Source organism: Collinsella sp. An2, from assembly GCF_002160065.1.
In the GTDB taxonomy this organism is placed as follows: Bacteria; Actinomycetota; Coriobacteriia; order Coriobacteriales; family Coriobacteriaceae; genus Limicola.
Window position 1 is genome coordinate 79,036 of sequence record NZ_NFJW01000008.1, and the last position, 18,453, is coordinate 97,488.

The 18,453-nt window shown below is 63.8% G+C and carries 15 protein-coding genes; 14 read left to right on the forward strand and 1 reads right to left on the reverse strand.

Annotation, left to right across the window (positions count from 1 at the left end; genetic code table 11):
* Positions 1 to 2: 2 nt before the first annotated feature.
* From modB to B5F33_RS06640, 8 genes are all read left to right on the forward strand, one after another.
* Positions 3 to 1,646 carry a molybdate ABC transporter permease subunit gene (gene modB / locus B5F33_RS06605; RefSeq protein WP_239284903.1) on the forward strand — a complete coding sequence of 548 codons (1,644 nt, stop codon included), beginning with the start codon at positions 3 to 5 and terminating at the stop codon, positions 1,644 to 1,646.
* Complete coding sequence (locus B5F33_RS06610; protein WP_087411019.1) at positions 1,647 to 2,717, forward strand: ATP-binding cassette domain-containing protein; 1,071 nt, start codon at positions 1,647 to 1,649, stop codon at positions 2,715 to 2,717.
* A 236-nt stretch (positions 2,718 to 2,953) separates the two neighbouring features.
* Positions 2,954 to 3,850 carry a formate/nitrite transporter family protein gene (locus B5F33_RS06615; protein WP_239284905.1) on the forward strand — a complete coding sequence of 299 codons (897 nt, stop codon included), beginning with the start codon at positions 2,954 to 2,956 and terminating at the stop codon, positions 3,848 to 3,850.
* Positions 3,847 to 4,482 carry a sulfurtransferase-like selenium metabolism protein YedF gene (gene yedF / locus B5F33_RS06620; RefSeq protein ID WP_239284907.1) on the forward strand — a complete coding sequence of 212 codons (636 nt, stop codon included), beginning with the start codon at positions 3,847 to 3,849 and terminating at the stop codon, positions 4,480 to 4,482. Before B5F33_RS06615 ends, yedF begins: the two co-directional genes overlap by 4 nt.
* 11 nt (positions 4,483 to 4,493) lie before the next feature.
* Positions 4,494 to 5,639 (forward strand): aminotransferase class V-fold PLP-dependent enzyme, encoded by a 1,146-nt coding sequence (locus B5F33_RS06625; protein ID WP_087411052.1) that lies wholly within the window; start codon positions 4,494 to 4,496, stop codon positions 5,637 to 5,639.
* 1 nt (position 5,640) lies between these two features.
* Positions 5,641 to 5,904, forward strand: coding sequence for a DUF3343 domain-containing protein (locus B5F33_RS06630; RefSeq protein WP_087411020.1), 264 nt, complete (start codon positions 5,641 to 5,643; stop codon positions 5,902 to 5,904).
* Positions 5,905 to 5,924: 20 nt separating this feature from the next.
* On the forward strand, positions 5,925 to 6,971 hold the full coding sequence (gene selD, locus B5F33_RS06635; RefSeq protein WP_087411021.1) for a selenide, water dikinase SelD: 1,047 nt from the start codon (positions 5,925 to 5,927) through the stop codon (positions 6,969 to 6,971).
* A 95-nt stretch (positions 6,972 to 7,066) separates the two neighbouring features.
* The gene (locus B5F33_RS06640) at positions 7,067 to 7,447 is read left to right on the forward strand and encodes a RidA family protein (RefSeq protein ID WP_087411022.1); all 381 of its coding nucleotides are present in this window, start codon (positions 7,067 to 7,069) and stop codon (positions 7,445 to 7,447) included.
* Positions 7,448 to 7,527: 80 nt separating this feature from the next.
* On the opposite strand, the gene B5F33_RS06645 is transcribed toward B5F33_RS06640, so the two are convergent.
* Positions 7,528 to 8,193, reverse strand: a complete 666-nt coding sequence (locus B5F33_RS06645; protein ID WP_087411023.1) for a helix-turn-helix transcriptional regulator — start codon at positions 8,191 to 8,193, stop codon at positions 7,528 to 7,530.
* A gap of 313 nt (positions 8,194 to 8,506) precedes the next feature.
* On the opposite strand from B5F33_RS06645, the gene B5F33_RS06650 reads away from it, so the two are divergent.
* From B5F33_RS06650 to xdh, 6 genes are all read left to right on the forward strand, one after another.
* Positions 8,507 to 9,841: a nucleobase:cation symporter-2 family protein gene (locus B5F33_RS06650; RefSeq protein WP_087411024.1), complete on the forward strand. Its 1,335-nt coding sequence runs from the start codon at positions 8,507 to 8,509 to the stop codon at positions 9,839 to 9,841.
* A gap of 501 nt (positions 9,842 to 10,342) precedes the next feature.
* On the forward strand, positions 10,343 to 11,734 hold the full coding sequence (locus tag B5F33_RS06655; RefSeq protein ID WP_087411025.1) for a solute carrier family 23 protein: 1,392 nt from the start codon (positions 10,343 to 10,345) through the stop codon (positions 11,732 to 11,734).
* 58 nt (positions 11,735 to 11,792) lie between these two features.
* A complete protein-coding gene (ssnA, locus tag B5F33_RS06660) occupies positions 11,793 to 13,145 on the forward strand; it encodes a putative aminohydrolase SsnA (RefSeq protein ID WP_087411026.1) in 1,353 nt (450 codons plus the stop codon).
* A 170-nt stretch (positions 13,146 to 13,315) separates the two neighbouring features.
* Entirely contained in the window at positions 13,316 to 15,031 is a 1,716-nt protein-coding gene (locus tag B5F33_RS06665) for a 4Fe-4S dicluster domain-containing protein (protein ID WP_087411027.1), read from the forward strand.
* Between the two features lie 155 nt (positions 15,032 to 15,186).
* Positions 15,187 to 15,396, forward strand: coding sequence for a 4Fe-4S binding protein (locus B5F33_RS06670; protein WP_087411028.1), 210 nt, complete (start codon positions 15,187 to 15,189; stop codon positions 15,394 to 15,396).
* Between the two features lie 17 nt (positions 15,397 to 15,413).
* The gene (gene xdh / locus B5F33_RS06675; RefSeq protein ID WP_087411029.1) at positions 15,414 to 18,167 is read left to right on the forward strand and encodes a selenium-dependent xanthine dehydrogenase; all 2,754 of its coding nucleotides are present in this window, start codon (positions 15,414 to 15,416) and stop codon (positions 18,165 to 18,167) included.
* Positions 18,168 to 18,453: the final 286 nt, after the last annotated feature.

The following is an 18,453-nucleotide window of genomic DNA, read 5'->3' on the forward strand; positions in this document are numbered from 1 at the left end:
TCATGGCAGACATCGACAACGCAAGCATGAGGGGCGGCGCCGCGGCGCTGTCCCTCCTTCTGCGCCTGGTGTGCGCGCTCACGTTTGCTATGGCGTGCCTGCTGGTGCCGGCGCACCCGAGTCTTGCTTGGGCGCAGGACGCGTCGACATCCAGCCAGGACGAGCGGGCCGTGGCGGATTCTGCGGTCGACGACGAGGCGGGGTTTGGCCTGAACGGGTTTGTGCGCAACAATGCCGGCACCGAGCGCGCGGTAGAGGACGTGGACCTTGGGTACCGCTTGCCGCTCTCCGAGGGCAACGACCTGGTGGTGGTCAACACATCCGATGAGGTGCTCGTCTATGTAGATACTGAGGCAGCCGCCTCGGCCGGCTTTGCCATCGACGATCCGGACGACGTTTCGGCGCTTCGCACGCTTATCGAAGAGCTGGACGAGACGCATTCGCGCGGCGGCGCCCTTCTGAAAGGTGCGGACAAGCCCTGGACGGTAACGAGCGATGCCGAGGTGGTGCGCGGCGCCTACCGTTATCGTTTCTGTGTCGAGGCTGCCGGGCGCAGCTACACCTCGGTCGTGCCGGCGGAGCTTCCCGACGGGGCAGACCCCGGCGACGTTGCAACCAGCCTGGGACTCGATTTGGGTGACGCGGTGCTGTGGAGTGATAACGCTGCTCTCGTCTCGGCCGGGGCCGCGGCGCGCGAGGCGACGCCGACCTTCTTTGAAGAGGCCCAGGAGTTCTTTGGGGGCATCGACTATCGGCCGTTCTGGGTCTCGCTCAAGACCTCGGCGCTCGCGCTCGTCTTCACCTTTGTGCTGGGACTTGTTGCTGCATGGAAGACCATGGGCACCTCGAGCCGTCTCAAAGGCGTGCTCGATTCGGTCTTCACCATCCCCATGGTGCTGCCGCCTACGGTCTGCGGTTTTCTGCTCATGCTGTTTTTTGGGCAGTCTACGGCCATCGGGCGCTGGCTCATCGCGCACGGCATCGACATCGTGTTCACCTGGCCCGCCGCCGTGGTCTCCGCTGTGGTGGTGTCGTTCCCGCTCATGTATCGCACGGCGCTCGGTGCCTTCGAGGCGCTCGACCCCGCCATGCTCGATGCCGCGCGAACCCTGGGGTGGTCCGAGGCGCGTATCTTCCGCACGCTCATGCTGCCGCTTGCCTGGCCGTCCATCGCCGCGGGAACGGTGCTGGCGTTTGCGCGCGCCATGGGCGAATTCGGCTGCACGCTCTTCTTTGCGGGCAACTACGCCGGCGTCACGCAGACCATTCCCATCGCCATCTACTTCCAGTGGATGGGAGGTTCCAGCTCGGTCGCGCTTTTCTGGGTGGTCGTGGTCATCGTCTTCAGCTTCCTGGTGATCCTCTTCATCAACCTCTACACCGCGCACTCGCAGGCCTATCGCCGGCGTGGTCTCACGCGTGCCGAGCGGCGCCAGCTTGCCGTTGATGCGCGGCGCGGTGGCGACGAGCCTTCGACGGCAAGCGACGGCTTGGAGTCGCAGGGCGGCGACGCCTTGGTGATCGACCGCGAGGCGCTGCGGGCTCTGCTTGCGGACGAGGAGCGTGCCGGTGGCGGTGCACCCTCTGGCGTTACGGGCGGCACGTCCGGTGGGAATGTGAGCCCGTCGTCGGAAGGGAGACGCTAGATGTCGCTTTCGCTGGACATACGGAAGGCGTACCCTGGGTTCTCCCTGGACATTCAGCTTGAGGCAGGGGAGGAGCGCGTGGCCTTGCTCGGCGCCTCGGGCTGCGGCAAGAGCTGCACTCTGCGCTGCATCGCGGGCGTCGAGACTCCCGACGAGGGACGCATCGTAGTGAACGGCGTCACCTTCTTCGACGCCGAGCGCGGCATCAACCTCACGCCGCAGCAGCGCAAGACGGCGCTGCTCTTCCAGAACTACCAGCTGTTTCCCAATCTCACTGTGGCGCAAAACGTCTGTGCCGGCATGGACGGCAAGCTGTCCGCCGAAAAGCGCGCGGACCTTGCCCGGCGCTACCTCGCCATCTTTGGCATGGCCGCGTATGCCGACCGCTATCCGTCGCGGCTGTCGGGCGGCCAGCAGCAGCGCGTCGCTCTGGCGCGCATGATCGCCGCGCGTCCGGGCATCTATATGTTCGACGAGCCGTTCTCGGCGCTGGACTCCTATCTCAAAAGCGCGCTCGAGCAGAATATGCTCGACCTCTTTGACGTGGTGGGGGCAACGGTGCTCTACGTGAGCCACGACATCGACGAGGCGTGCCGGCTCTGCGATCGTATCGTGGTCATGCACGACGGACGCGTTGAGGAGGAAGGCACTCCCTCCGAGCTCATGAGAAGCCCGAAGACGCTCGCGACGCTGCGCCTTACGGGATGCAAGAATACGTCGCGCGCGCGGAAGGTCGGGCCCACGCGTGTGGAGGCGCTGGACTGGGGCATGGTCTTCGACGTGGGTGCGCCGGTGCCAGACGATGTTGCCTACCTGGGCGTACGCGCCTCATATTTCCATCGCGACAACCGGCGCGAGCCGGGCCAGAACACCTACGACCTCACCGTCTCGCGCGTGAGCGACTCGCGGTTCGAGCGCCTCGTGCTGCTTGACCCTCCGCGCGTTGATGCTCCGAGCCGCCTGCAGTGGCGCGTCAACCTGGTGGGGGCAGATCCGGCGGAGCTTCCCCAGACGGGCGACGTGCTGCGCATGCATTTCGACGCCCGTCGCATCCATCTTGTGTGCCGCTAAGCTGCTGCGCACGTCCAAGGTCGCCATCACCTTGAGCCGGTGACGCCGCCGCTCGTTTTCTGAGATGCGTGGCCCTCGTTGCGCTGAGGTCGGGGTCCAAACCCGTCCGTTTCAACATGACCGTGAGAAGAAAAATGCAGCCCTCAGAGCGGGAAGGGGTGCCGTCACGCTATGCTGGATGGGACGCCGCATGTTCCTGCGGCGCACGTGTCGTGGTGAAAGGAAGGAGAGGCCGCATGGCTTCACAGGATACGAAGTGCGACGACATGCTCTCGGAGCGCGCTGGGCTGCAACAGCCCTCGCCGGAATGTCTTGCACCCGCAGAGATCGAGGCGAAAGTGGAAGGCGTGGGGGTCACCAAAGCCCACATGCCGGTGTCCAAGGCATTTGTCCTCGCCATGTTTGCCGGGGCGTTCATTGCGTTCGGCGGTCTCTTTTTCACGGTCGTCCTATCCGATACGACGCTCTCGTGGGCCCCGCAGCGCGTGGTGGGCGGGTTGTGCTTCTGCCTGGGGCTTGTGCTGGTGCTGCTGTGCGGGGCCGAGCTCTTCACCGGCAACGCGCTCATGGTGTGCGCGCTACGGTCGCGCCTGATCATGCCCGAGGAGCTGCTGCGCAGCTGGGTCGTGGTGTGGCTCGGCAACCTTGCCGGCGCTCTCGTCGTGGTGGCGCTCGTCTACCTGGCGGGCACGTATAGCCTTAACGGCGGCGCGGTCGCCACGTCCATGGTCTCGATCGCCGCTGGCAAGGTAACGCTCGGGTGGGGCGAGATCTTCTTCCGCGGCGTGCTCTGCAACGTCTTTGTATGCCTGGCGGTGTGGATTGGCTTTGCGGGCAAGTCGGTGGTCGATAAGGTTGTGGGCGTCCTACTTCCCATCTCGGGATTCGTGGTCTGCGGCTTCGAGCACTGCGTTGCCAACATGTTCTTCCTGCCCATGGGCGCCCTTATGGCCTCGCTGGGCTTCGGCGGGGAGGTCGCAGGCGCGAACGCGCTGAACGCCGCCGGCGTCCTCTACAACCTGAGCGCCTCGACGCTCGGCAACATCGTGGGCGGGACTCTAATCGTTGCCATGGGCTATTGGTTCGTGTATCACCGCGACGGCAGCGGTGCCAAGAAGGAGGATGAACGATGATTGAGATCGATGCGTTTGGCATGACCTGTCCCAAGCCTGTCATCCTGGCCATGCGGGCTCTGAAGAAGCCCGAGGCGGAAGGCGCGGTGCGCGTCCGCGTGGACAATACCGTGGCGGTTGAGAACCTAAAGCGTCTGGCGGCAAGCAAACAGGGTTCGGTCGCTGTCGCTGAGATCGAAGGCGGTTGGGCGGTCGAGATTTCCGGCGTTCCCGCCGCCGCTGCAGAGAATCCGGCGGGGGACGAGGCGGCGCTTGCCGAGGCCGGCATCGCGTGTCCGGTGCCCGAGCCCACAGATGTGCCGACGACGGTGCTCGTGGGTTCTGCGACCTTCGGGCGGGGGTCCGAAGAGCTGGGCGGCATCCTCATCAAGGGGCTCGTCTATGCCATGTCGCAGGCCGACAACCCGCCTCATCGCATGGTCTTTTACAACGGCGGCGCGCCGCTCACCTGCGAGGGGTCGCCGCTGCTCGACGATATCCGCGAGCTTGAGCGCCGTGGTTGCGAAATTCTTACCTGCGGAACCTGCCTGGACTTCCATGGCCTGCGCGAGAAGCTTGCCGTGGGCGGGGTCACGAACCTCTATGCGATATCCGAGATCATTCTTGGACCCGACCGCAAGGTGACACTCTAGGCGAGATGGCCATGATCTACCTCAACAACGCTGCAACGACCCTTCAGAAGCCGCCCGAGGTAGCCCAGGCCGTGCTTGATGCCATGGCGAACGCGGGCAGCTCGTCGCGCGGTGCCTCGGCCGATGACCTGGCCGCCGCGCGTTCCGTTGCCGGTGCTCGCCTGCGCGTCGCGCGCCTTCTTGGCTTTGAGCATCCTGAACGCGTGGCGTTCACGCTCAATGCGACGATGGCGCTCAACACGGCGATCTTTGGGTTGCTGCGGCCGGGCGACCATGTGATCACGACGGATTTCGAGCACAACTCGGTGCTTCGACCGCTCAACGAGCTTGAACGCCGCGGCGTGATCGAGGTGGACCATCTGCCGGCCGATTCGGCGGGACACCTCCATACCGAGGACCTTGACGGCATGTTTCGGCCGAATACCCGGGCCATCATCGCCACGCATGCCTCGAACCTCACGGGTGCGGTGGTCGATGTCGCAGCCCTTGCCCGCGTGGCACACGCGCACGGAGCCGTCTCCGTGCTCGATGCTGCGCAGTCGCTTGGCTGTATTCCGGTGAACATGGGTGCCATCGGGGCGGATATCGTGTGTTTCACAGGGCATAAGGCCCTCATGGGACCGCAGGGCACGGGCGGTCTTGCTGTGTCTCCCGGCGTGGAGCTTGTGCCGCTGGTTCATGGCGGCACCGGTGTGAAGAGTGCCGAGCCCCTCCAGCCTGAGAGCTATCCCGAGCATCTTGAGGCGGGCACCATGAACGCGCAGGGGCTCGCGGGGCTTGCTGCGGCGCTTGACGTGCTGCTTGACCTGGGAGTCGAGCGCGTCGAGGAGCATGAGCGAGCGCTGCGGTCGCGCTTTGTGGATAGGCTTGGCCAGATACCCGGCGTTGAGGTCTATGGTATCCATGACGGACATGACCACACCGGCGTGGTGGCCATGAATCTGGCGGGCCTCGATTCGTCGACGCTTGCGGACCGTTTGGCCTACGACTACGGGATCGCCACCCGTGCCGGCCTGCATTGCGCGCCGCGCATGCATGCCGCTCTGGGTACGCTCGACCGCGGTGCGGTGCGGTTCTCATTTGGCTGGTACACCACGGAGCACGATGTGGATGCGGCACTCGACGCGCTTTGCCACATCGCCCGCGAGGTGGGCTGACATGTTGCTCGCCGCTCTGCGCCCGCCGCGCCCTCGGACACCGCATACCGTCGTCTCGTTTACCAGCACCTTCGACGCTATGGAGGCGGAACGACTCTGCCAGCAGGCAGGGGTGCCGGGGCGTATCATTCCGCTTCCCGTGGAGATTACCGCGGAATGCGGTCTCGCGTGGTCGATGCCGCCCGATGACGAGACGCGCGCCGCCTTTCTGGCGGCGGTCGAGGGGCACCTGGTGCCCGACGGGCTCTATACGCTTTTGGTGTGATGCGAAAGGACGTGGATGCTGTGGAGACCAAGGTCAAGCTTACGAAGCTCGCTGATTGCGCGGGCTGTGGCGCCAAGGTGGGGGCGGGCGAGCTCGCCCAACTCTTCGAGGGTTTTCCTGCCGTGCGCGACCCCAACCTGCTCGTGGGGTTCGACCATGCCGACGACGCGGCGGTCTACCGCCTTGCCGACGATCTTGCCATCGTTCAGACCCTCGACTTCTTCCCGCCCATCGCCGACGATCCCTTTGTGTTTGGGCAGATCGCTGCGGCCAATGCGCTTTCTGACATCTATGCGATGGGGGGCACGCCGGTGACGGCGCTCAACATCATGGCGGTGCCCGAGGACATGCCTGCGGAGGCCGTGCGAGAGATGCTGCGCGGTGGAGCGACGAAGGTCGCCGAGGCGGGCGCCGTCGTGGCGGGCGGTCACAGCATCTATGACGCCGAGCCCAAGTACGGTCTGTCGGTGACAGGCGTCATCGATCCGGCGCGCCTGCTGCGCAATGATACCGCACGCCCCGGGGACGTGCTTGTCTACACCAAGCCAGTCGGCATCGGCATCATCACCACCGCGCTCAAGGGAGAACTTGCCGGCGACGAGGCGCGCCGCGAGGTCGAGGGCCTTATGTGCACGCTCAACAAGGCGGCAGCCGAGGCGGCGCGCGGGCACGACATCCATGCCTGTACGGACGTCACGGGCTTTGCCATGCTGGGACATTGCCTGGAGCTTGCCCAGGGTTCCGACACCTGCGTCACGCTTTATGCCGATGCGCTCCAGTTTCTCCCCGGGGCGCTCGAGTTTGCCAGCATGGGCATTCTGCCTGCTGGCGTCTATCGCAACCGTCGGTATGCGGAGGCCGAGGTCGACATCGACCCGGAGCTTCCGCTTGCTATGGCGGACGCTCTCTTTGACCCGCAGACTTCGGGCGGGCTTCTCTTTGCCGTGGACGCACAGGATGCCGATGCTCTTCTTGCCGATCTTGAAGGCGTCGTCCCGGCCGTTCAACGCATCGGCACGGTGGGGGAGTATGCGGGAGGCCCGCGCGTGCGCGTGCGTGCGTCGTAAGGTCTTGTCTTGACGAATAATAATTTTTTATTACAGTAAGGATGGTATCAATCCGCGCGGCACGGCCGCATGCAGATATGAAAGGCGGAACAACCATGAGCAAGACCGTTGTGACTTCCGAGAACGCTCCGAAGGCCGTCGGCCCGTATTCTGCTGGCATCGCGACGGGCGAGCTGGTGTTCCTGTCGGGCCAGCTTGGACTTGACCCGCAGACGGGCAAGCTGGCCGAGGGCGTCGTCGAGCAGGCCAAGCAGTCGCTTGCCAACATCGGTGCGCTGCTCGAGAGCCAGGGCCTCTCCTATGACAACGTGGTCAAGACCACGGTCCTTCTGGCAGACATCGCGGATTTCGCGCAGGTCAACGAGGTATACGCTTCCTGCTTCTCCGAGCCGTATCCCGCGCGCAGCTGCTTTGCGGTGAAGGACATCCCCATGGGCGGTCTCGTCGAGATCGAGGTCGTCGCCGTTCGCGGCTAGCCTGCGCAGCGGCATCCCTCGGGGTGCCTCCTACATACGATCGGTTGTATATGCCGGGTCTGACGCTTCTTTGTGCGCTGTCAGGCTCGGCGTATCTTTTGCAGATAGCGATAGACGCTCGGCTCCGAGATGCCCATGGTCTCGGCGACCTGGGCCACTGCGCCTTTGAGCAGAAACACCCCGTCGGCGTCCATCTGCCGCACGGCGTCCAGGCGGTCGTCGGCGGAAAACGCTGCGACCGGTTTTCCCGTCGAGGTTTCGATGGTGCTCAGACACCGCTGCACCAACTCATCTGTGGAGGTTGAGAAATGCTCGACGCTGGCTGCGGCGTCCTCGGCGTTCAGCGTCGTCTCCTTGGACATCGCATGGTAGACTGAGCCGATCTTCGTGGTAAGGCGTTCAAGTTCGTCGATGAGCGATGTGTCGGTGTTGATGCAGAGCATGCCGACGATCTTGTCGTTCTCGCGGATGAAATACGAGGCGGAGCGAAGCGGCTTGCCAGCAACGCTATGCGAAAGATAGCTTGCCGTGTGGTCGCCCGCGGCAAACGCCTCGTCATTGAGCACTTTGAGGACGAAGTCGGTCGCGGGTGCTCCGGTGCTTCGTCCCGATACACGGCCGTTGCGAATGTCGACGACCGAGTGCTCAAGGTCGCTGAAATCGTGCAGAACGATCTCGTTGTTGGAGCCAAGCACCGTCTCCAGGAAATCGACCAGCGGAATCATGGCGGCAACGGCTTCATGCATGGGCTCTCTCCTTATGGTGCTCGGCATCGCGTATTCGATACCATCGATGATAATTTATCTGCGTCCTCTGCGCCACGCAGCACCCCCCTGCCATTTGTACCCGTCCCCAATGGCGAGTGAATGGTTTCCTGTGCGTTGCCCTGGTGTCAATAATGCGTTACATTACGATGAAACCGCAGGTAAATCGCGCAAACCGTACGGGATTTGCCAACCTGGGGCCGCAGTCGCCTGTTTGGGCCGGTACAATGTCTCTACCTGCGGGCGCGTACGGAGCGCGCAGGACAGCTACCCAGCGTGGAAGAGGGGAGAACACATGGGTACCAACGAGACAACTGTTCAGGAACGAGGCGAACTCTTTAAGCTAGACGGCAAGCCGTCGTTCGCAGAGGCGTTTCCACAAGCGATGCAGCATGTCCTGGCAATGCTGGTGGGCAACATCACGCCGCCCATGCTCATTGCGGGGACCTGTGGCCTTTCGGCTGGCGACCAGGCCATCCTCATGCAGGCGGCCATGATCATCGGCGGCATCACGACGTTGCTGCAGCTCTACCCGGTGATGGGCTTCGGCATGGGGCTTCCAAGCGTCATGGGCGTGGCCTTCGCCTACATGCCGATTCTTACGCTCATCGGCACGCAGTATGGCATCGCGGCCATCTTTGGATCGCAGCTGGTGGCAGGCTTCGCCTCCATTTTCATCGGTATGTTCATGAGCAAGATTCGGCGGTTCTTCCCGCCGATCGTCTGCGGCACCGTCGTGGTCGCCATCGGCCTTTCGCTCTACGAGACCGCCCTTAACTACTTCGGCGGCGGGTCTGCGGCACAGGCTGCAGGCACGTTCGGCTCTCCGCAGTTCTGGATCCTCGCACTTGTCACGCTCGCCGTCACGTTGGTGTGCAGCCTTTTGGGCAAGGGCCTCATCAAGGTTTCCGGCATGCTCATCGGTATTGCGGTGGGCTATGTGATCGCGCTTTTCATGGGCGGCATCGTGGACTTCTCGCCCGTCGCCGACGCTGCGTTCGTATCGGTTCCCATGCCATTCCACTTTGGACTCGAGTTCCATGTCGATGCCATCATCATGATGATCCTCATGTATGTGGTGCAAGCCGTACAGACCATCGGCGACGTTTCCTCGACCGCCATCGGCGGCTTCGGTCGCGACGCGACCGACAAGGAGCTGGGCGGCGCCATTAAGGGGCAGAGCATCTGCGGCATGATCGGCGCCTGCATCGGCGGCCTGCCGACCGACCCGTATAGCCAGAACGTGGGCCTTATCTGCACCACCAAGGTCGTTGCCAAGCGTGTGTTCGCCATCGTCGGCGTCATCATGCTCATCGCGGGCTTCTGCCCAAAGCTCATGACGCTCATGGCCACCATTCCACAGCCGGTGCTGGGCGGCGCGACGATTACGGTCTTCGCCGCGATCACGCTGTCGGGCATCCAGCTGCTCACCGAGCAGCCGCTTAACTACCGCAACCGCATGATCGTCGGCGTCGCGCTCGCGCTGGGCGTGGGCATCGATGCCGTGCCGGACATCCTGCAGTTCATGCCGCAGCTCGTTCAAAACGTGTTCGGCAGCTCGCTGATGGTTGCCTTTATCGTCGTCTTCCTGCTGAACATCGTGATTCCCGAGGATGACAGCGAGGATTAATCGATACGCGGCGTTCGGTATGAGCGGGGCGGCATGCGTCCGGCCGCCCCGCCCCGGAGCCCACGGCTCCGATTGCCATTGGGGACGGGTACATTTGGCAAATATCCCACGGCCCAGCCCGGAGCCACGGCTCCGACCCGCATTGGAGCCCACGGCTCCGATAGTTCTGCGGCTTCATGTTGCGAGGCTTCTCATCAGCTCTCGCTCAGCGTATTCACACCCGGGTGTCAACGGTAGGTTTGCGCCCGTAAACGGTTCGTTAGCAGTACATATTTTCTTTCGACCAAACTTTTCTTTTGCAGCCATTTAGCTGGTAAAACAGAGCGTCTCAACAGTGATTTGGTCTGCTTCGTGGCAACGTTGCACGTAATTATAAGAATTTATTATCTTATAATGGCCTCACGGATTCAGAGCTCTTTGCAGGCCGTCTCGCTGGCGGTGGAGACATGCATAGGGCTCATGCGGGCGGCCGCGTCGCCCGCTGCACGAGAGGAGAACGTCATGTCCGAGTCAACCACCGTGAAACCGGAGGAGGGGCAGGAGCAGAACCCCCTCTTCACCTGGGAAGGCCGCCCATCGCTTGTCCAGATTATCCCGCTTGGCCTGTCGCACGTTCTGGCGTCTGCCATGGGCGTGGTGGCGCCGGCGATGATCATCGCGGGCGTCTGCGACCTGTCTGCAGCTGATGAGACGCTGCTCATCCAGGCATCGCTCATCATGACGGGCGTGGCTTCCTTGCTGCAGCTGTTCCCGCTCTTTGGTCGCATCGGGACCGGTCTGCCCATCATCATGGGCGCCGCCTTCGCCTATGTCCCCGTGTTCCAGACCATCGGCGCCGACTTTGGCATCGGCACCATCCTGGGCGCCGAGATCGTGGGCGGTATCGTGGCCATCGTCGTAGGCCTGTTCATCAAATACATCAAGCACCTGTTCCCGGCGGTCGTGACCGGTACGGTGATCTTCACGATCGGCCTGTCGCTGTATCCCATCGCCGTGCGCTGGATGGCCGGCGGCGAGGGCACGCCCATGTTTGGCAGCCCGCTCAACTGGCTGCTGGCGATTATCACCTTTATCGTGGTGTTCATTCTCACCAACTTCACGAAGGGCATGCTGAGCCAGGGCTCGCTCCTGTTTGGCATCATCATCGGTACCATCGTGTCCATTCCCTTCGGCATGCTCGACCTCACCAACCTGGCCGACGCCTCTTGGGTCGCCCTGCCCGGAATCCTGCACTTCCAGCTTGATTTCGCGCCGGCAGCCATGGCCACGGCGGCCATCGTCTACGTGGTGAACTGCCTGCAGAACATGGGCGGCGTCGCCATGACCACCAACGCGGTTGACCACCGCATCCCTACCAGCCGTGAGTACACCGGCGGCATCGTATCGCTCGGCATCATGAGCATCCTGGGCGCGTTCATCGGCGCCATCCCGCAGTCCACCTACGAGCAGAACACCGGCATCATCATCTCGAACGGTGTCAAGAACCGCCTGGTGTTCACCTTCGCCTGCATCGTGTTCATCGTCGCCGGCTTTTTGCCGAAGCTCGCCGCGCTGCTCACCTGCATTCCGCAGCCCGTGCTCGGCGGTGCCGTGATCAGCGTGTTCGCCACCATCACGGTTTCCGGCCTCGACCTCATCATCGAGGGCGGCTTTACGCAGCGCAAGAAGCTCATCGTGGGCACCTCCATCGCCCTCGGCCTGGGCATCTACCACGTGTCCGGCTGCCTGGCCGGCCCCGGCATGCCCGAGTGGGTGTCGAGTGTCTTCGGTGCCTCCGAGCTCGTCGTATCCGCCATCTGCGCCATCATCTTGAACCTGGTGCTGCCCAAGGACGCCGAGGCGATCGCCGAAGCCGAGCAGGCGCGCCTCGAGACATCCGAGGAACCGCGCTGATTGTGACCGAGCGGCGCGTGCCATTCCGGGCGCGCGCCGTCTACCTAGGGAGGTATGTATGCTTATCGTAGCCAACGGCCCCGTTGTCACGCGCACTCCCGACTGCCCGTTCATCGAGCGCGGTGCCGTCGCCATCGACGGCGACACCATCGTCGCGGTGGGCGAGGAGCAGGACATCGTCGACGCCTATCCTGGTGCCGAGTACCTCGACGCGCAGGGCGGCGTGATCATGCCCGGCCTTATCAACTGCCACACCCATATCTATTCCGGTCTGGCGCGCGGGCTTTCCATCAAGGGGTGCGACCCTCACAACTTCCTCGAGAACCTCGAGCAGCAGTGGTGGAAGATCGACCGCAACCTGTATATGGACGGTACGCGGGCAAGCGCCTATGCCACCATCTTGGAATCCATCCGCAACGGTGTGACCTGCATCTTCGACCATCATGCGAGTTATGCGGAGATTCCCGGCAGCCTCTTTGCCATCAAGGACGTGGCCGAGGAGTGCGGCATGCGCTCCTGCCTGTGCTATGAGGTATCCGATCGCGACGGTCAGCAGAAGTGTGACGAGGCGATTCGCGAGAACGCCGAGTTCGCGCAGTGGGCGGCAGACGCTCGCAAGCAGGGCAACACCATGATCGCCGCCATGTTTGGCGGGCATGCCACCTTCACGCTCTCCGACGAGACGATGGACAAGATGGCCGAGGCCAACAACGGACTTACCGGCTTCCACATCCATGTCTGCGAGGGCATGAACGACGTGTGGGACTCCCGCACCAACCGCGGCGGCATTCCGCCGGTCGAGCGGCTGCTGCAGCACGGCCTGCTGGGGCCCGATACCATGTTGGGGCACTGCATCCATGTGACCCCTGCCGAAATGGACATCGTGCGCGAGACGGGCACGTGGATCGTGAACAATCCCGAGTCCAACATGGGCAATGCCGTGGGCTGCGCTCCGGTGCTCGAGTTCTTCCGCCGCGGCATTCCCGTGTGCATGGGCACCGATGCCTATACGCACGATATGCTCGAGAGCCTGAAGGTCTTCCTCATCATCCAGCGGCACAACGCCGCCATGCCCAACGTGGGTTGGGGCGAGGCCATGACCATGCTCTTCACCAACAACGCACGCATGGCGTCGCGCTACTTCGGGCGCACTCTGGGCGTGCTGGAGACGGGCGCCGCCGCGGACGTGGTGGTCATGGACTATCCGCGCTTCACGCCCTTCTCGGGCGAGAACATCGACGGTCACATCCTGTTTGGCATGATGGGCAGGAGCTGCCGCACCACGATCGTGAACGGACGCGTGCTCTATCGCGACCGCGCCTTCGTCGACCTTGACGAGGAGCGCATCGACGCCTGGACGCTCGAGCAGGCCAAGCGCCTGTGGGGCGACCTCAACGGGCGTACCTACTAGCAACGAGCGGCGGCGTGCCTGGGACGGGTCCAAGCGCGCCGCCAGGCCGGCATCGCCGCCGGCAGGCGGCTGCGGCGACCATGACGCAGCGTGGTGCATAAGGTTGCCGCCGCCAACGAACGATGCCCCGGCGGGACCCGACTCCAACGGGGCAGATCAGGAGGGGAACTATGAGCGACATCATGAAACCCATGCCATTCGCGCAGCTCATGGATTGGGCGCTGAGCGAGCACGACGCCGAGGGCACCGTGTTTGGCGTCAAGAAGAGTGCGTCCTATGAGCCGGGAAGCGGCATCGACCTGTTTGGCGGGCGCATCGAGGCACCCTTCGGCCCGGCGGCGGGTCCCAACACCCAGCTGGCCCAGAACCTGGTGGCCGGCTACTACGCGGGGGCTCGCTTCTTCGAGCTCAAGACCGTGCAGGTCATGGACGGCGCCGAGATGACGGCGTGCATCCCCAAGCCCTGCATCGCCCCGGGAGACGTGTGCTACAACTGCGAGTGGTCGACCGAGCTCACCTGCGAAGACGCCCTGGGCGAATACGTGAAGGGTTGGTTTGCGGCGAAGCTGCTCGGCCGCGAATGGGGCCTGGGCGCAGACGACGGCTTCATCTTCAACATGAGCGTGGGCTATGACCTCGAGGGCATCCAGAGTCCGAAGGTCGATGGCTTCATCGAGGGCATGAAGGACGCGAGCAACACGCCGGCGTGGGAAGAGTGCCGCGCCTGGGCGCTTGCGAACCTCGACCGCTTTGAGCATGTCGACGCCGCCTTCGTAGAGTCCATCAGCCCGCAGGTGAGCACCTCTATGACGGTGTCCACCATGCATGGCTGCCCGGCCGAGCAGATCGAGGCCATCGTGCGCTACCTACTCGTCGAAAAGGGACTCGATACCTGCGTGAAGGTAAATCCCACCCTTATGGGATACGACTTCGTGCGCGAGCGTCTCGACAGCCTTGGCTACGGTGCGCTTTCCATGGAGCGCACGAACTTCGAGAAGGACCTGCAGTGGGACGATGCGGAGGCGATGTTCCGCCGGCTCATCGAAGTCGCCAAGGGCGAGGGGCGTCAGTTTGGCATCAAGGTGTGCAACACCCTGCCGGTGAACGTGACCTACAACGAGCTGCCTTCCGACCAGATGTACATGTCGGGCGTGGCGCTTTTCCCGCTGGCGATCGCCGTGGTGCATCGCATCGCCAAGACGTTCGAGGGCAACATCCACATTTCCTTCTCCGCCGGCGCCGACGAGAACAACATCGCCGAGCTCTACCAAGCCGGCGTATGGCCGGTCACGCTCGCGACGGCGCTGCTGCGCCCCTCGGGCTACGACCGCTTTGCCAAGATGGCCGAGAACGTGGGGCTGGTGACGGGCTCTGGCAAGCGCCACGTGGACGTCGAGGCCGTCGCGGCACTCGACGAGTCCTGTGTGGCAGGGGATAGGTATCGTCGTCCCGAGCATGCGCAGGGCAAGCGCTCGCTTCCGGCCGAGCTTCCCTTCCTGGACTGCCTGGCCTGCCGCGCCTGTATGACGGTCTGTCCGAACCGTGCCAACGTCGTGATCGAGGTGCCGGGCTTCAAGCGCAAACAGATCGTGCACGTGGACGGCATGTGCAACGAGTGCGGCAACTGCGCCGTCTTCTGCCCCTATGAGGGTCGTCCCTATCGCAATAAGCCCACGATCTTCTGGAGCGTGGAGGATATGGATGCGAGCGAGAACGACGGCTTCTGCCGGCTGCCTGACGGAACGTTCCGCGTGCGGCTCTCGGGCGATACCGAGGTCTACGACGTGGACGATGCCGCGTGCGGCCTTGTCGACGAGTTCCGCTCGGTCGTGATCGCGGTCCGCGACCGCTACGGCTATCTGCTGGGGCCATCGGCCGAACGCTAATGTAAAGCCTTCGCACGCCCATGGATGTATCCGCGTTCATGGGCGCGCTCCTGAGATAATCGATGTGTGGGAACGTTTCCCCATCTGCGGATTCGCACGTATTGCGCGGCGGATGCGTCTCGTTCACCAGGTGATCGACGGTGAGGAGAGCAACTATGGGTGAGCAACGGCATAGGATCTGGGTCGCTCCCGAGGGGTGCATCGCTTGCCGCGCCTGCGAGCGCTCTTGTCCTTGCGGAGCCATGCGTGTTGCAGACGGCCAGGCGGCAATCGACTACGGGCGATGCATCTCGTGCGGCATGTGCGCGACGAAGTGTCCTAAGCACGTGATCCACGACACGCTGGGCATCTATGCCGCGCGCTGACGGAGGGGGAGAGTGCTATGGCCAAGGTTGAGAAGACCTACATGTTCACAGTAAACGGAATTACCCGCTCTACCAGCGAGAACAAGTCGCTTCTGCGCTATCTGCGCGACGACCTGCACATCCACTCTGCCAAGGATGGCTGCTCGGAGGGCGCGTGCGGCACCTGTACCGTTCTTGTCGATGACTGCGCGACAAAGGCCTGCGTGCTTACGACAAAGCTCGCGGATGGACGCTCCATCGTGACCGTCGAGGGGTTGCCCGAGCGCGAGCAGGAGGCCTTCGTGTACGCATTTGGCGCAGTGGGCGCCGTGCAGTGCGGCTTCTGCATTCCCGGCATGGTGATGTCCGGCGCGGCGCTCATCCACCGCGTGTCCGACCCCACCGAGGATGAGATCAAAGAGGCGATTCGCGGCAACGTGTGCCGCTGTACAGGCTACAAGAAGATCATCGAGGGCATCTCGCTGGCAGCCGCCGTGCTGCGCGGCGACGCCCAGATCGACCCCGACCTGGAGCGCGGCGACGACTATGGTGTTGGTACGCGCGCCTTCCGCGTCGACGTGCGCCCGAAGGTGCTCGGATACGGCAGGTACCCCGACGACATCGACGAGACGGACTTCCCCGACCTTGCGTACGCGAGTGCGGTGCGCTCCAAGTACCCGCGCGCCCGTATGCTGTCGATCGACACAGCGCGCGCCGAGGCGCTGCCGGGCGTCATCGCCGTGCTCACGGCAGCCGACGTGCCCGTGAACGAGGTGGGACATCTTATCTACGACTGGGACGTCATGATCGCCGAAGGCGATATCACCCGGTGCATGGGCGACGCCATCTGCCTGGTCGTGGCGGAGGACCCTGCCACGCTCGAGCGCGCGAAGAGGCTCGTGAAGGTCGACTACGAGGAGCTCGAGCCCGTGCGAAGCATCGCCGAGGCGCGGCGTCCGGACGCCCCACTCATCCATGACGGCTTTCTCGCGTTTGGCGAGCGCGTGAAGCTTGAGGACAATATCTGCCAGAGCCGCCACGTGGTGCGCGGCGACGCTGCGACGGCGATTGCCAACGCGGCGCACGTGGTGACGCGCAGCTTTAGCACGCCGGCGACCGAGCATGCATTTTTGGAGCCCGAGTGCGCGGTGGCGTTTCCCTATAAGAACGGCGTGAAGGTTCTTTCCACCGACCAGGGTGCCTACGATACGCGCAAGGAGTGCGCGCACATGCTCGGTTGGGACGACGAGCCGGAGCGTGTGGTCGTCGAGACCATGCTCGTGGGCGGCGGCTTCGGCGGCAAGGAGGATGTGAGCGTCCAGCATCTCGCCGCACTCGCTGCCTACAAGACCGGTCGTCCCGTGAAGTGCCGTCTCACGCGCCAGGAGTCCATCAACTTCCATCCGAAGCGCCACGCCATGGAGGGCACGTTCACGCTCGCGTGTGACGAAAACGGCATCTTTTGTGGCTTGGACTGCGAGATTAACTTCGATACCGGCGCGTATGCGAGCCTGTGCGGGCCGGTGCTGGAGCGTGCCTGCACCCATTCGGTGGGGCCGTACTGCTACCAGAACACCGACATTCGCGGCTACGGCTGGTACACCAACAACCCGCCGGCCGGCGCCTTCCGTGGGTTTGGCGTGTGCCAGAGCGAGTTCGCGCTCGAGATGCTTATCGACCTGTTGGCCAAGGAGGTTGGCATCTCGGCGTGGGAGATTCGCTACCGCAACGCGATCGAGCCGGGCAAGGTTCTTCCCAACGGCCAGATTGCCGATTGCTCCACCGCGCTCAAGGAGACGCTCGAGGCGGTGCGCGACGTGTACGAGGCGCATCCGGAGCGCGCGGGCATCGCCTGCGCTATGAAGAACGCCGGTGTGGGCGTGGGCTTGCCGGACAAGGGTCGCTGCAACATCCGCGTAGAGGACGGCGTGGCCGTGGTATGCTCGGCGACGAGCGATATCGGTCAGGGTTGCAACACGGTGTTTCTGCAGGATGTGGCCGAGGCGACCGGGCTGCCGCTGTCGCGCATCAAGAACGGCGAGTGCTCGACCGAGAACGCACCGGACTCCGGCACCACGTCTGGCTCACGCCAGACGGTCATCACCGGCGAGTCGGTCCGCGGTGCGGCACGCCTCATGCGCGACGCCATGTGCGCGGTCGAGCGTGGCGAGGCTGCCCCGACCGGGCCGGTATGTGCTGAGGGCGACGGCGTGACCTCGACGTATGCGGACGGCACGGTGAACGCCGGCTGGATCGATGACGCGCGGGCTGCCGACCCCGTGGCCGCGCTCGAGGCGCTGGAGGGCTGCGAGTTCGACTACGTCTACTTCGAGCCGACCGACAAGCTGGGCGCGGACAAGCCGAATCCCAAGAGCCACGTGTGCTACGGCTTCGCTACGCACGTGGTCATTCTGGACGACGAGGGCCGTGTGTCTGAGGTCTACGCGGCGCACGACTCGGGCCGCGTGGTGAACCCGATCTCCATCCAGGGACAGATTGAGGGCGGAGTGCTCATGGGCATGGGCTATGCGCTTACGGAGGACTTCCCCTGCAAGGATGGCGTGCCGCAGGTGAAGTTCGGCACACTGGGGCTCTTCCGTGCGCCGGACATTCCGGACGTCCACGCCATCTACGTCGAGAAGGACGAGCTGCTGCCCGTGGCCTACGGCGCTAAGGGCATCGGCGAGATCGCGGCCATCCCGACGGCTCCTGCCGTGGCGGGCGCCTACTTTGTCTTCGATGGCGAGCTCAGGACAAAGCTGCCGCTGGAGCATACGTACTACCGTCCGTGACGGCCCTTTCTTCGCTGCTCGTAACCGGCCCTTTCTCTGCTGACTGCGATGGCTCCTTTGCGCCAGGTCGAGGAATGAGGCCGCTGCGTTCTGCAGCAATCCACACGCTTGGGTATTGAGACCGCTGCGTACTGTAGCAATCCACACGCTCAAGGCCTGTTTAGAGGGGCCTTTCCGTGTGGATTGCTACAATTCTCTCAACTGGCGTGTGGATTGCAGCAAATTACATCACCGTATCGAACCCCGACGTCGAACCCCCTCGCCTACAATTGACTCAAACGGCAGA

Excerpts from the sequence above, each read along its gene's own strand:
- modB (WP_239284903.1), top strand. The coding sequence starts at position 3 with ATGGCAGACATCGACAACGCAAGCATGAGGGGCGGCGCCGCGGCGCTG.
- B5F33_RS06610 (WP_087411019.1), top strand. The coding sequence starts at position 1,647 with ATGTCGCTTTCGCTGGACATACGGAAGGCGTACCCTGGGTTCTCCCTG.
- B5F33_RS06615 (WP_239284905.1), top strand. The coding sequence starts at position 2,954 with ATGGCTTCACAGGATACGAAGTGCGACGACATGCTCTCGGAGCGCGCT.
- yedF (WP_239284907.1), top strand. The coding sequence starts at position 3,847 with ATGATTGAGATCGATGCGTTTGGCATGACCTGTCCCAAGCCTGTCATC.
- B5F33_RS06625 (WP_087411052.1), top strand. The coding sequence starts at position 4,494 with ATGATCTACCTCAACAACGCTGCAACGACCCTTCAGAAGCCGCCCGAG.
- B5F33_RS06630 (WP_087411020.1), top strand. The coding sequence starts at position 5,641 with ATGTTGCTCGCCGCTCTGCGCCCGCCGCGCCCTCGGACACCGCATACC.
- B5F33_RS06640 (WP_087411022.1), top strand. The coding sequence starts at position 7,067 with ATGAGCAAGACCGTTGTGACTTCCGAGAACGCTCCGAAGGCCGTCGGC.
- B5F33_RS06645 (WP_087411023.1), bottom strand. The coding sequence starts at position 8,193 with ATGCATGAAGCCGTTGCCGCCATGATTCCGCTGGTCGATTTCCTGGAG.
- B5F33_RS06650 (WP_087411024.1), top strand. The coding sequence starts at position 8,507 with ATGGGTACCAACGAGACAACTGTTCAGGAACGAGGCGAACTCTTTAAG.
- B5F33_RS06655 (WP_087411025.1), top strand. The coding sequence starts at position 10,343 with ATGTCCGAGTCAACCACCGTGAAACCGGAGGAGGGGCAGGAGCAGAAC.
- ssnA (WP_087411026.1), top strand. The coding sequence starts at position 11,793 with ATGCTTATCGTAGCCAACGGCCCCGTTGTCACGCGCACTCCCGACTGC.
- B5F33_RS06665 (WP_087411027.1), top strand. The coding sequence starts at position 13,316 with ATGAGCGACATCATGAAACCCATGCCATTCGCGCAGCTCATGGATTGG.
- B5F33_RS06670 (WP_087411028.1), top strand. The coding sequence starts at position 15,187 with ATGGGTGAGCAACGGCATAGGATCTGGGTCGCTCCCGAGGGGTGCATC.
- xdh (WP_087411029.1), top strand. The coding sequence starts at position 15,414 with ATGGCCAAGGTTGAGAAGACCTACATGTTCACAGTAAACGGAATTACC.